This is a genomic window from Virgibacillus dokdonensis, assembly GCF_900166595.1.
GTDB classification, from domain to species: Bacteria; Bacillota; Bacilli; order Bacillales; family Amphibacillaceae; genus Virgibacillus; species Virgibacillus dokdonensis.
In genome coordinates this window covers 4,040,052-4,054,181 of record NZ_LT745763.1, presented here as the reverse complement: position 1 = coordinate 4,054,181, position 14,130 = coordinate 4,040,052, and the positions used below count along the sequence as shown (strand labels likewise).

The window sequence follows — 14,130 nt, the reverse complement described above, 5'->3', positions numbered from 1 at the left end:
GAATTTAAGGCAAAAAATATGTCGACTTTTAAACTAAAGGCTTTTGAGAACCTGATTATAAAGTGGGTTTGTGTTATTTATGTGTCTTTTGTGTTATCTTTAAAGAAAACAATACATATTTTAATAGAATTTTAAAAGTGGGGTTGTATGAATGAATGAAAGTATGTTTCACCAACAAACAGGCTTAAATATTCAAGAAAAAGCAAATTTAATCTGGAGTATAGCAGATTCAATTCGAGGATTATATAAACCACATCAGTATGGAGAAGTTGTACTTCCAATGACTGTTATAAAACGCTTTCATGATACGTTATTACCAACTAGAGACAAAGTACAAGAAACCTATCAAAAAGTAAAGCATTTAGAAGTAAAAGAAGGATTCCTACAAAAAGCTTCTGGATATGGGTTTTATAATGTAAGCAATTTTACTTTTGAACGTCTTCTTGCTGAACCAGATAATATCGAAGAAAATTTTCTAGCCTATTTAAATGGCTTTTCTGAAAATGTCCAAGACGTTTTAAAGAACTTTGAATTTGAACGAGAGATAAGGAAGCTTGCCAATAATGATAAATTATTCTTTATCATCCAAGAGTTTAATTCGGAAAAGGCATACATGGGGCCAGACAGAATTACAAGCACCGATATGGGGTACATATTTGAAGAACTTATCAAAAAGTTTTCGGAGAGCTATGATGAGGAAGCAGGTTCCCACTTTACCAGTCGTGACATAATTTACCTTATGACAGATCTATTAATTGCAGAAGAGAAAGATGTATTAATTGATGAAGGTGTTGCAAAAACAGTATATGACCAGACAATGGGTACTTCCCAGATGCTGAGTGCAATGGAAGAACGATTACAAGCATTAGATGCCGAGGCAGATGTTACGACTTTTGGACAGGAAATTAATGAACAAACTTTTGCGATTGCCAAGGCAGATACGATGATTCGAAATGGTGATTCAAATAATATGAGATTAGGAAACACACTAACGGAAGATCAATTCGAGGGTTACACCTTTGACTATTGTATTTCCAATCCTCCGTTTGGGACAGATTGGAAATCAGAGTATAAAAAAGTAAAAGAAGAACATGACCATGGAGAAGCAGGTCGATTTAGTGTTGGGCTACCCAAGAAGAATGATGGTCAACTTCTCTTTTTATTAAATGGTTTAAGTAAACTAAAAGACACTGGACGAATGGCAATTATACATAATGGTTCAGCTTTATTTAGTGGAAATGCCGGGGGTGGAGAAAGTGAAATCCGTCGTCATGTCATTGAGAATGATTACTTAGAAGCTATTGTCCAGCTGCCTAATGATTCCTTTTACAATACGGGTATTGCTACATATGTATGGGTGTTAACGAAAGATAAACCGAAACATCGTATTGGAAAAGTACAGTTACTTGATGCATCCAATATGTATGAAAAGCGGAGAAAAAATATAGGTAGTAAACGAGTTGATATTGATAAAGCATGCCGAGAAGTAATTGTAAAAGCATATGGTGAATTTTTAAATAAAGAATACTCACTAGGTGATAGAACGGTTGAATCAAAAATATTAGATAATGAAGAATTTGGTTTTTATAAAGTCACAGTAGAAACACCTCAGTATGACGAACAAGAAAATATCCTACTAAAACAGAATAAACCTGTAGCAGATAAAGATAAAAGAGACACAGAGGAAATTCCATTAAAAGAGGAAATTCATGCATATATGGAAAAAGAAATAAAGCCATTTAATCCTGATGCTTGGCTTGATGAGAAGAAAACTAAAATTGGATACGAAATACCATTCACACGTCTTTTCTATAAATTTGAACAACCAGAAAAAGCCGATGATATTGCAGCCCGTATTAGAGAAATAGAAAAAGAGATTGTAAAATCCTTTGAAGCCTTGTCAGGTGAGGAGGTAAGAGTGAATGAGTAGAGGGCTAGTAGATAGCGGTGTGGAGTGGATTGGTAAGATGCCGGCTAACTGGAAATTAAGAAGAATTGGAAACTTATTTGAACAGCGTAGTGAAAAAGTTTCTGATATTGAATACGAACCACTTTCTGTTACCAAAAACGGTATAGTTAAACAATTAGCAACAGCAGCAAAATCAAATGACCATACTAATAGAAAAAAAGTTTGCTTAAACGATTTTGTTATAAACTCACGTTCTGATCGAAAAATGTCTTCAGGGGTGTCCCCATTAGAAGGGTCTGTATCTTTAATCAACATCGTATTGCATAGTACAGATATGGACCCGTCTTATGTGAATTATCTGTTGAAAAATTACGGATTTGCGGAAGAATTCTACCGATGGGGGACTGGAATTGTTGAAGATTTATGGTCGACTAATTATAGCAGAATGAAAAAAATCCTAATACCCATCCCAAGTACAGAAGAACAACACAAAATTGCTAACTTCCTCGATAGAAAAGTCTTTCAAATTGATTTGATTGTTAAAAAAACAAAACAGTCAATTGAAGAACTAAAAAAGTATAAACAATCGTTAATTACTGAAATCGTAACAAAAGGGCTAAATCCGAATGTTGAGATGGTTAAAAGCAATAGTGAATGGTTCAATGAATTTCCGATTGGTTGGAGAGAACAGAAATTGAAATATGCAGTTAATCTAAGGTCGGAAAAAGAAATTTACTCCAAGGGAAGTAACTATATTGGATTAGAAAACATTGAAGGTTTTAGTGGGAAAATTATTTCTTTAAATAAAGATTATGAAGAGGTTTTGACAAACGTTTTTCATACAGGGGATGTGTTATTTAATAAACTAAGACCATACCTAACTAAAGGATTTATTGCGAAATTTAATGGCTATAGCTCAGGTGAGTTATTAATATTCAAGAATTTTGAAGGTTATAACCAATTTTTGTTATATTATTTGCTCTCAAATCGATTTATAAATGTTGTTAACTCATCTACTTATGGTACAAAAATGCCAAGAGCTAATTGGGATTTTATTAAGGAGTTGCCGGTGTTCTTACCAAGTTTGAGTGAACAAAAACACATTGTTAATTATCTAAATGAAAGAAGTGAAAATATTGATACATTAATTATAAATAAGGAAAAGTTAATATCTGAAATAGAATCCTACAAAAAGTCTCTCATCTACGAATACGTCACAGGCAAGAAGGAGGTTATGTAATTGGCTTTTGAAGATACAGAAAAACGCTTTGAAGAGGATATTGAAACATACCTATTAACGGAAGGTAGGTATGTGAAAGGCAATCAAGCAAACTATGATAAGGAAAAAGCTATTGATATCCACCAATTAATAGAATTTATACAAGAAACACAAGAGAAAGCATGGGTTCGATATAACAAAATATATGGAGAACAAGCATCCAAGCAGCTATATAAGCGCTTGAATGATGAGATCGATTCCAATGGCGTTTTGCATGTACTACGAAATGGCATAACAGACCGTGGGGTTAAATTAAAGATTGCCTTCTTTCGCCCGGAATCCTCTTTAAATGAAAAGACAATACAAAATTATCAATCCAATAAATTAGCGGTTACGCGTCAGTTTGCTTATTCAACAGCAAATCATAATTCTTTGGATATGGTCTTATCACTTAATGGGATTCCGATTGTCGCAATGGAATTAAAGAACCAAATCAAAGGACAATCAGTGGAACATGGTAAGAAGCAATTTATGTATGACCGTGATCCAAGAGAGAAATTATTTCAGTTTAATAAACGTGTTCTCGTTTATTTTGTAGCTGATTTAAATGAAGTATGGATGACAACAAAGCTAGATGGAAAAGACACCTTCTTTTTACCTTTTAATCAAGGGTCGAACGGTGCTGGAGATGTTGGCGGTGCAGGAAACCCTCAAAATCCAGATGGTTATATTACGTCCTATCTATGGGAAAAAGTACTTCAAAAAGATAGCCTAATGAACATTATTCATCGTTTTATGCACTTGGAAGTGAAAAAACAAAAGGTAGTAAAAAAAGGACGCGAGCTAAATAAAGTGAGTTCAAAATTAATTTTCCCTCGTTTCCACCAGCTAGATGTCGTTCGAAAACTGGTTCACACTGTTCGGTTAAAAGGTAGCGGGGATAATTATTTAATTCAACATAGTGCAGGGTCTGGAAAATCTAATAGTATCGCATGGTTAGCGTATCATCTCGCTAGCTTACATGGCGATGATGATAAAAGTATATTTAATTCGGTTATCGTTGTGACAGACCGGACTGTTTTAGATCGTCAATTACAAGACACAATCTCTGGCTTTGATCACACGGATGGGTTAGTGGAAACAATTGGAGAAAGAAAAACATCAAGGGATCTAAAAAATGCTATTAATGATGGCAAACGCATTATCATTACAACACTGCAAAAGTTTCCAGTTATTTATGAGGAGGTGGATGTTAATCAAGGAAATCGATTTGCGGTTCTTGTAGATGAAGCACATTCCTCACAAACAGGAACAAGTGCTAAAAAGTTAAAGGCGGCACTTGCGGATACAGACGAAGCTTTAAGAGAGTATGCTGAGCTGGAAGCTGAAATTGAGGAAAATGCGCCAGATCAAGAAGATAAACTTGTACAAGAGCTTTTATCACATGGAAGCCATGACAACTTAAGTTTCTTTGCTTTTACAGCAACCCCTAAAGAAAAAACACTTGAAATGTTTGGAACAAAACAAACTGATGATTCGTTTCGACCGTTTCATATTTATAGCATGAGGCAAGCAATTGAAGAAGGATTTATTTTAGATGTGCTGCAAAACTATATGACCTATCAAATGTCTTATAAAATTGCGAAGAATACACCGGATAACCCGGAATTATCAACAACTCAAGGTGTAAAAGCTATTAGACGATATCAGTCCTTGCACCCTCATAATTTACAACAGAAAACAGCTATTATGATTGAGCATTTTCGAAATGTAACACAACATGAAATTGCCGGCAGAGCCAAAGCGATGGTGGTCACAGCTTCACGTTTGCATGCTGTTCGTTATTTCTTTGAATTTAAGCGTTATATTGAGAATAAAGGGTATGACGATATGGATGTGCTCGTCGCATTTTCCGGAACAGTCCAGGATAAAAATGAAGAGCACACTGAAGAGCAATTAAATAAAACAAAAGACGGCAAACGTGTGAAGGAAAGTCAGCTAAAAGAAACGTTTCATACCGATGAATTCAATGTTCTAGTAGTTGCCGAGAAATATCAAACTGGATTTGACGAACCGTTACTGCATACCATGTTTGTTGATAAAAAACTTTCTGGTGTGAAGGCTGTCCAAACTCTTTCCCGATTGAATCGTACGCATACAGGTAAAAACAATACTTTTATATTGGATTTTGTGAATGAAGCAGAAGATATTCAGAAGGCTTTTCAGCCGTTTTATGAAGTAACAGAACTAGACAAGGAAATTGATGTTAACCTTATTTATGATACGAAAACAAAACTGAGAAATTATAAAATTTATAATGATCAAGACATTAAAAAACTCACTAAAATTTATTTGAAAAATGGCAGCCAATCAGATAAGGATTTGGGAAGAATAGCGAGTCACTTGGTACCAATTATTAAAAGATATGAGGAACTAGACGACCAGCAGCAATATGAGTTTCGAGTGACAGTTCGTAATTTTAATAAATGGTATTCCTACATTACACAATTAACAAGGATGTTTGATAAAGAGTTGCATGAGGAATTTATCTTCAATTCCTATTTGATTAAATTCATTCCCAAGAATAGTACTGGAAAAATTGATATTAAAGACAAAGTGAAACTGGAGTATTACAAGCTGGAACAAACTTTTAACGGGGATATCGCATTAGAAAAAAATACTAATGGCTACCAATTAAGTAACCCAGATAACGTAGAGACTGGAATTAAACCACCAGAAGACGATGACTTACTAGAAAATATCGTGAGACGAGTAAATGAAAAATACGATGGTAAAATATCTGAATCTGATCGTGTCATTATTGAGGGGGTTACACGTAAAGCGAAAGAATCCAATGATCGATTAAAAAGCCTTGCAAGAAATAATGATGAGGAAATGTTTGAAAAAAGCCTGTTTCCTGGGGTTTTCGAAAAAGCTTCTCAAGACTTATATATGGAACAAATGGATTCTTATTCGAAACTATTTGAAGATAAATCGTATTATAATACAATTATGATGGCGGTTGCAAAAGAGATTTACAAGGAATTAAGGAGCGAATAAAAAGTAGGTTTGAGGTGTAATCGATGAGCGCAAAAAGTCGTCAATATTATAAATCTGTCCGTATTTACCCAGAGGATTTTCAAGACTTTAAAGATATTGCCTTTTATCAAGATAAGAAGATAATCGAAGTGATTTCAGAGTCGCTCTCGCTGCTTAAGCAAAAGGTGAATTTGGATAAAGAAATTGATATTCATCTGACAACAAAGCCTTCAGATATAAAGAAATGCATTAAAGATATCGAATTGCTTATAGCAAATCAAAGTGGAAATAAAAATTCAGATGGGGTAGCCCTTGAGGAAAATGATTTCTATAGGAAATTGAAGGGTCTAGCCTAAATCATTGGTTAGGATAAAGTTTATAGATTTCTAAGTTATAAAATTGGGGGCGATAAAGTTTGAATAGCTCGGTTGTTGAAGTATTAAAAGAGAGCTTAATAGAGAAAAATGTAACTTTTCTTCTCGGTGCGGGGGCATCAGCACCGTATTTTTCATCTTTGGGTAACTTTGAGGAAATACTATCAAATGAGAATATAGATTATCGTGGTAAGAATTTAGTGAAAGCACTTTTTTATTATCAATCTATAAGAGATAACATATATTTACATCATTTTATGTTTGATAAATGCTGTTGCAATGATAAAAAAGACTTAATGCTTTCTATCATAGATGAATATTCTAGATTTATTCACAATGGGATAGAATATTTAAAGGTAAGAAATAGTAGGATTTCACCTAAAAGACTTAATGTGATTACTACCAATTATGATCTATTTATAGAGTCTTCAATTGACCGGCTACTCGAAATGAATCCCCGAATATTCTTTAATGACGGGACAAACGGGTATGGAAAAAGGGTTATAAGTACGGATAATTTTAATAAAACATTACTTTATTCGGGGGTATTCGATAATTATTCAAATGAGATGCCGGCCGTGAATTTAATTAAATGCCATGGCTCCATAAATTGGAAGGAATATGCGAAAAATAATAACCGTTCAAAAATACAGGTAGCAATTGAGGAGAATTTAATTTCTCCAATAAACAATGATTTAGAAATTGTTATACAAGAGATTAATCAATACTTTAAAGAGTTTCCATTTATCATGAATACTGACTCCCTAGAGAATCTTATTGAAAATATGAATAATATCGAATTAGTTAATGAAGGTTTGATTAAAGAGTTAAATTTTATTGGTGAACATGCAGGCGAAAGTTTATCGAAACTCATCGAAAAAGTTGAAGCACTACAGATTGTCTTACCGACTAAAGATAAATTCCAAACTACCTTGATAAAAGAACATTATTTTAGCATGCTTAGACTTCTTAGTTATGAACTTGAAAAAAAACAATCTCTACTGGTTGTATTTGGTTTTTCATTTCAGGATGAACATATATTAGAAATTGTACAGAGGTCGTTAAATAATCCAGCTCTTTTAGTTATTATCTTTTGTTTTACTGATAATGAAAAAAGTAATATCATATCACAATTTAATTTTTCAATTGGAAATGTCCCAATTAATATAAAGTTCATTGAACCCAAAGATTTTTTGGTAAAAGAAATGGATGAAGAAGATTATATGGAAGAGGAAGAAAACCAAGACGACAAAAATTTTACTGTAATAACAAATGAAGGTAGAGTATCTATATATTCAAATGTAGTATCAAAACTTGAAAATGAAGCTGGAAATTCTGTTATTCCTGTACTGAATTTTTCGTCATTTAATTCAATATTGGAAATGGATATCGCAAATAAATATATACCTATAGTGGGTAAAGAAACAGAAAAGGAAACAGAAACAGGGGATACAGAATGAATAGTCTAGAAATTGGGGTAGTTGTTGAAGTAAATGGCTTTGTATCAAAAGTTGCTACTTTTGATGATGCTAATCACGCAACATTTATACATAATGGAGAGTTAATAAAAAACGTTAGCGTCAACAGTTTTGTTATTATTTCCCAAGGGTTTATTAAAATTATTGCAAAAGTGAATTCGGAATCCTTTTGGGATAATTTAAATAGCGCAAAAGGATACAATTTGGATAATAGATTTTCAAAAAATAGCATTAAAAGACTTATTGAAATCCAAACGATTGGTTATATTAAAAATGGAGAGTTTATAAGTGGAGCTTCATTCCTACCTATGATTGGTAACTTTTGCAATATACCTACAAATGAAGAGATAAATCAAATATTTATTAATAATTATATCTCTGAAGATAATAGTTTTACTATCTCAATTGGGAAGAGTTTAAATGAAAACAATGGCATTTCGTTGCCGATAAATTCATTTTTTGCTTCACATATTGGTGTTTTTGGAAATACAGGAAGCGGTAAGTCGAATACATTACATAAATTATATTATGAATTGTTTACCAGAAATGAGTTACCAAACCTCACAACCAAGAGTTCTTTTATAGTATTAGACTTTAATGGTGAATATGTACATGAAAAGTCTTTTGGCATTAACGATGAGGAAAAGAAAAAAATTTATAATTTAACATCTGGAAATACCTTTGGAGATAAATTTCCAATTGAATTTGATGTTTTCTTTGATGATGAAATGCTTTCAGTATTGTTCTCGGCTACCCAACAAACACAAAAACCTTTTATTACTAGATTATTAAAAAGATCAAAAAAATATAATTTTGGGAGTGATTCACTTTCTAATTGGGTATTAGCGCTAATTAGGTATATTTATACTGGGATTCCTAATCAGAACATTAGAGATATAATGGTAGAAGTTCTTGAAAAACATATACAAGGTATAGACCAATACTTAATTAATATCAAGAACACTAAAGTTTATAACGGGGAAAGCCAATATTTTTTTCATAAAGATTGGTATGGAGATAGAAGATGGTTTAGATTCGAAGGTGATTTTAGTCAGGAATCACACGAGGTATTATTATTAGAGGAAATTAGAAACCATATAATTAATACACCTTTGGATGTATTACAAGAATTTGAAATTAGGTGCCATCTACAGCTTGTACATGATTTGTTATATGGAAATGTTGCACAGGAACATATTCTTCCATTACTGAGAAGGATAGAAACACGACTTAGTAAAATTTATAATTATATCGAGATAGTAGAGGAATTACCAGAACAGCCATTCTTACAAATTATTTCGCTTAGAGATTTAAATACAGAGTCTAAAAAGTTCCTGTCCCTCATTATATCAAAGATGTATTTTGATAGTCATAAAATGAAACAAGCGAAAGAAAGTTTCCATCTTATCATTGATGAAGCCCACAATATTTTATCAAATCAATCTTTACGTGAGCAGGATGGTTGGATGGATTACAGATTAGAATTGTTTGAAGAAATAATAAAAGAGGGCAGGAAATTCGGTTTTTTCTTAACCTTGGCGAGTCAACGTCCTGCCGATATATCACCTACAATCCTTTCACAAGTGCATAATTTCTTTCTACATAAATTGGTGAATGAGAGGGACCTACAGATCATAGATAATTCCATATCAACATTAGACAAGGTTTCTAAATCTATGTTACCTGTCCTTGCACAAGGAGTATGTATCATATCCGGCACAGCTTTAACAATGCCTGTAACTGTTTCTGTAGATTTTATTGATAACATTAACTTAAGACCCCAGAGTGATACTGTTTTATTAACTGATTTATGGAAATGATTATTGAATGAGCGAGTTTACTATAACAACTCGAACTTCAAGTGCGAACCGAAAGATAAAAAGTATGTCCAATTTCATTTTGCTTGCTTTATAAACCTGTGGATAAGTTCATGTAACATACAAGTAGCATACAAAAGTGCCTGCAAGCCTTGATTTTACTACCTCCCTCAGTTCTCAAAACGTTAATAGGATTGTTGATATACCAACGCTTACCAAGGTTTTTTGGTTCAAGTTGGTTCAAATTAACGTTAAGCTTATAAAGCACTTAACAGATTTAAAGCATCGGCATCTTGCTGGTGCTTTTTTTCTGGCATTAATTCCAGATAATAAGGCTCTATACTGATTGTGGTGGTGTCCTCTATCGCAATGGGATTTTTCAGTGTGCAAAAAAACACACTCATTGGTGGTGACCCCACAAAGTTAGAGTTTTTATTATGCAGCTGTTTGGCTGGTTTGAGTTCGGTATTGTACTGGACTTAAACCAGCCAATTTTAACTTTATACGTTCATTATTGTAGTAATCAATGTAATCCTCAATTTTTCGCTTTAGCTCTTCATAAGACACTATTTTTTCCCCATAATACATTTCTTGCTTTAGAACGCCAAAAAAATTTTCCATTGCCGCATTATCCGCACATGTTGCTTTTCTAGACATACTTTGAAAGATTTTGTTTTTCTTTAATGTTTTCATCCACTTGTTATGTTGATAGTGCCAACCTTGATCAGAATGAATCGTTGTTCGATATTCAGCTTCATTTTTAATAATTTTTAGTGCTTGATTTAACGGTGCTATAACGAAATCTAATGTTGGACTGTTAGAAATACCATAGGATATAATTTCACCATTATATAAATCCATTATTGGACTTAAATACAGTTTTTGATCTTCGGTACATTTAAACTCAGTCACGTCTGTCACTAGTTTTTGAAGGCGAATGGATGTATTAAATCTACGGTTCAAGCGATTTTTAGCCACTTTTCCAACCTTACCTTTATACGATTTATAGCGAGATTTACGTGTGAATTTCACGCACCTTAAACCCATTTCATTCATAATTCGCTGGACTTTTTTATGATTTATTACATAACCTTGGCTTTTTAACTCTAAATAAATACGACGATATCCGTATTTACCCTCGTGCTTTTGAAAAAGCTCAAGGATGATTTCTTTCCACTCTTTATCTGGATCTTCTTTCTGTAATTGCTTCATATGGTAATGATAAGTCGCCTCTGGAATACCCACAATTTCTAACACATCTTTTAATTTGAATCCTTCTTCTTTGAGTTCGAACGCCAACGCTGCTTGTGCTTTTCGAGGAAGGCGTTCGGATTCTCCTGAAAAGCTTTTAACTTTTTTAAATAGGCATTCTCTAAGCGCAGAAGTTCATTTTCGCGTTCTAACAGTTCTTCACGAGATAACTCTTTTTCTTGTTTCGCTGGTTTAGCTTTATGATTTTTAGACATAGGAGGCCGTCCTTTCGATTTATCTTGCAGGCCCTCTATACCTTCATTCCAGAAAATTCTGTACCAGTTCGCAATTAATGTGGGATTGTTCATCTTAAAAACAATCGCGGTATCTTGATAAGAAGCGCCTGTCCTTTTCATAAAGTTTAATACATCTAACTTAAATTGAACAGGATAAACTTGTTTAGAATGCTTCCTGCGTAGCCCGTCCTCACCAAATTCTTTATAAGCACGAACCCACCTCTCAATTGGTGATTGGCTTGGAATACCATGTTTTTTCGCTAGCAATCCATAGCCCAAGGAATTTTCAAGATATTCTTTTACAATCATCAATTTAAATTCATAACTATATTTAGCCATATAAAAACACCCCAAAAGTCAGATTTTCACTCTAACTTTTGGGGTGCGGCACCATTCCCCCTCTTTTTGTTACCCTAAAGTTGTTAAGACAATAGAAAAAGAGAGGGGATAGAAGTGCAACGTCATTTTATCATAAAATTATTGGGGATTAAAGACAAGCATGTAGATGCGTGGGATGTAACTGAAGTGTCTAGTAGCTTTATTGTGAAACTATACACAAAACAAAAACAACAAAAATGCCCATTTTGTAAGGAGAAAACGAGACGCGTTTATAATTATTGAAGACAGGATATTCAAGGACCAGTACTTTCTAAATAAAACGATGAAGATATCATTACAGAAGAGAAGGTATTAGTGATTGTAGTAAAAAAAATCAATCTTTAATATGCTATACTGAGTCTAAAGACCACTTATTTTTCTAGTGGGTTTTTACTAATAACAGTATTGAGTCACAATCTAGTACGTTTTATCAGTTACAGGTATAAAGGGGAGAAGTGAATGAACATTACTGGAAATGCAAATCAGAAAGTTTACATATTTTATTATGATGAATCTGAACATAGTAGGAAAATAAATCAAAAAACGATCCAAGCTGGTAACTACTCAAATAATTTTATATCTGTAATTATTGGTTATGCGAATGAGCGAAAAAACGATATTGAGCAAGGGTTTAACAATTTCAAGGATAAATTCCAATCAAGGTTAGTTAATAATGAATTTAAAAGTACATCTATGAAAATGAAAAATGGCTTTGCTTCAATTAACAAGCACAACATTTCGTTTTTAAATGATTTCTTAGATTTGATAGATGAAGATATTTTACTTTATTTTTCTGTACTTAATAAGATTGAATATGTAACTAATCAAATTTTTAAGGATTATGAGAGTAATTTATTGATAGATATGGACAACTTGAGATATTCGATTTCTAAATCAGTTTCCCTTTATAAACCCCAAAATGTAATTGAAGCAATTTATAATGATGGAGATATTGTAGGAGAGCTAAAAAAGTTTTATAAAGAGCGAATAAAAGCAAATAACTCAAATATTATTCTTAAAGAAAAAGAAAATAGCATGTTCAATGATTTGATAGTTATATTAGACGATTGCAATAAAGATTTTAAGGTTGATTGGGAATATAGAATTTCTTTTGATGGTTTTAAGAAATATCTAGATGAGAACGGAATTATAAAATATCAACTTATTTTAGATAAAGAAGGAAATGAAAATGAAGATAGCAAAACCTTAGTTTCCGCACGGAAAATGAATATTAAGAATGTCTGTGAGGATGATTCAAAAAATCACGTTGGTATACAAATAGCTGATATGCTAGTTGGTATTATCTCCAAGTTTATTAAGAAGCTAGACGATGGTTTAGTGTATAAAAATATAAAAGAAGCTACATCTAAGAATTTATTGCCAACAGAGTGGTTTTGTATAAATAAAGATCAATTGGTTCTATATAAAAAAATGCATAAAATAATAACCCAATTGAATAATTCTTGGTTTAAGTCTTACTCAGGGATATATGCAGACAACTTTATACAATTTGTATCCTTGTTGAATTATTTCGACAGCTACGAGAACTTTCAAGATTATAGAGAGATTGGTTTAGAAATGCATCCCGAGCGATACAATACATTAGTATGTACTAATTTAGAACATTACTTTTTTAATATGAGTTCTAAGCTGCCAATAAATCCAATAACTGAAGATGATGGAATTTATTATAATCAAAGAGGGGCAATATGCTATCTGGATTGGACTAAACATGATTATTTGGAAATACCTAGTACGGAATCCGGAAAAGTGTATAATGTTCTATCTGTGGGTTTTTTTGGTAATATGGAGCAACCTAATATAACAGTAGAAAATAATGATCAAATAGAGTGCTATCTATTGCCTTTAGAATTATTAAATTGGACTATTTATTGTGTAAGTCTTGCAAATATGAGTATGAATATATTTCCTTCAAAAGTAAAGTTTGGTGTTATAAATAATCAATATTATGCTGAAATAATATAAAGTACAATTATTAAACTATTGTATTTTACTTTCATCAAATCAAGTTTTGTTTCGAATTGCTTTATTATTGATGTACAGGATTCTTTTGGATTTTTGCTCCTAAATCTTACCGCTGCCATTTTTCCAAGTTTTATATTCAGAAAAATAAACGATTTTGTCGGGTTGGCTTTGAAATATCTTTAGGTATTTAAAAAAGAAGAATAATGTTATAGCATTTAATAAATGTCGGATAACACCATCTATGGAAGTTATTAACGTTACAAGAAGATTGATTAGTCGGGGCTGGAAGATCACTAGGCAACGATGTGCTCGATTACTTAGTAATAAATAGTGACAACAGTTTTACTAGCTTGAAAACAAGAGGTTATATTTAAATGGGAGAAATAGCTCCCTTTTTCTTCAAGACATATATTGTATTTGTCATTTAATAATTGTAGGTTTTG

Annotated in this window: 9 protein-coding genes and 1 pseudogene; 7 read left to right on the top strand and 3 right to left on the bottom strand. The window is 32.5% G+C overall.

Going from position 1 to position 14,130, the window contains the following annotated elements:
• Positions 1 to 151 precede the first annotated feature (151 nt).
• From B2C77_RS20445 to B2C77_RS20420, 6 genes are read left to right on the top strand one after another with little or no spacing between them, the layout of a single operon-like run.
• Entirely contained in the window at positions 152 to 1,930 is a 1,779-nt protein-coding gene (locus tag B2C77_RS20445; RefSeq protein WP_077706705.1) for a type I restriction-modification system subunit M, read from the top strand.
• A complete protein-coding gene (locus B2C77_RS20440; protein WP_077706704.1) occupies positions 1,923 to 3,149 on the top strand; it encodes a restriction endonuclease subunit S in 1,227 nt (408 codons plus the stop codon). The genes B2C77_RS20445 and B2C77_RS20440 overlap by 8 nt, the downstream gene beginning before the upstream one ends.
• Positions 3,150 to 6,188, top strand: coding sequence for a type I restriction endonuclease subunit R (locus B2C77_RS20435; protein WP_077706703.1), 3,039 nt, complete (start codon positions 3,150 to 3,152; stop codon positions 6,186 to 6,188).
• Positions 6,189 to 6,211: 23 nt separating this feature from the next.
• Positions 6,212 to 6,523 (top strand): hypothetical protein, encoded by a 312-nt coding sequence (locus B2C77_RS20430; RefSeq protein WP_077706702.1) that lies wholly within the window; start codon positions 6,212 to 6,214, stop codon positions 6,521 to 6,523.
• Positions 6,524 to 6,582: 59 nt separating this feature from the next.
• On the top strand, positions 6,583 to 8,001 hold the full coding sequence (locus B2C77_RS20425; protein WP_077706701.1) for an SIR2 family protein: 1,419 nt from the start codon (positions 6,583 to 6,585) through the stop codon (positions 7,999 to 8,001).
• Complete coding sequence (locus B2C77_RS20420) at positions 7,998 to 9,839, top strand: ATP-binding protein (RefSeq protein ID WP_077706700.1); 1,842 nt, start codon at positions 7,998 to 8,000, stop codon at positions 9,837 to 9,839. The genes B2C77_RS20425 and B2C77_RS20420 overlap by 4 nt, the downstream gene beginning before the upstream one ends.
• Positions 9,840 to 10,093: 254 nt before the next feature.
• Here the strand turns inward: B2C77_RS20420 and B2C77_RS21905 are convergent, their stop codons facing one another.
• The 3 genes and pseudogenes from B2C77_RS21905 to B2C77_RS20410 all read right to left on the bottom strand — a co-directional run bounded on the left by B2C77_RS21905 (position 10,094) and on the right by B2C77_RS20410 (position 11,662).
• Positions 10,094 to 10,240 (bottom strand): hypothetical protein, encoded by a 147-nt coding sequence (locus B2C77_RS21905; protein WP_217697403.1) that lies wholly within the window; start codon positions 10,238 to 10,240, stop codon positions 10,094 to 10,096.
• Positions 10,241 to 10,271: 31 nt separating this feature from the next.
• A pseudogene (locus B2C77_RS20415) lies at positions 10,272 to 11,138 on the bottom strand (IS3 family transposase); the annotation flags it as partial.
• Positions 11,099 to 11,662, bottom strand: a complete 564-nt coding sequence (locus B2C77_RS20410; protein ID WP_077701823.1) for a helix-turn-helix domain-containing protein — start codon at positions 11,660 to 11,662, stop codon at positions 11,099 to 11,101. The pseudogene B2C77_RS20415 and the gene B2C77_RS20410, both read right to left, overlap by 40 nt.
• A 498-nt stretch (positions 11,663 to 12,160) precedes the next feature.
• On the opposite strand from B2C77_RS20410, the gene B2C77_RS20400 reads away from it, so the two are divergent.
• Positions 12,161 to 13,687 (top strand): DUF3800 domain-containing protein, encoded by a 1,527-nt coding sequence (locus B2C77_RS20400; RefSeq protein ID WP_077706699.1) that lies wholly within the window; start codon positions 12,161 to 12,163, stop codon positions 13,685 to 13,687.
• The last annotated feature ends 443 nt before the right edge of the window (positions 13,688 to 14,130 follow it).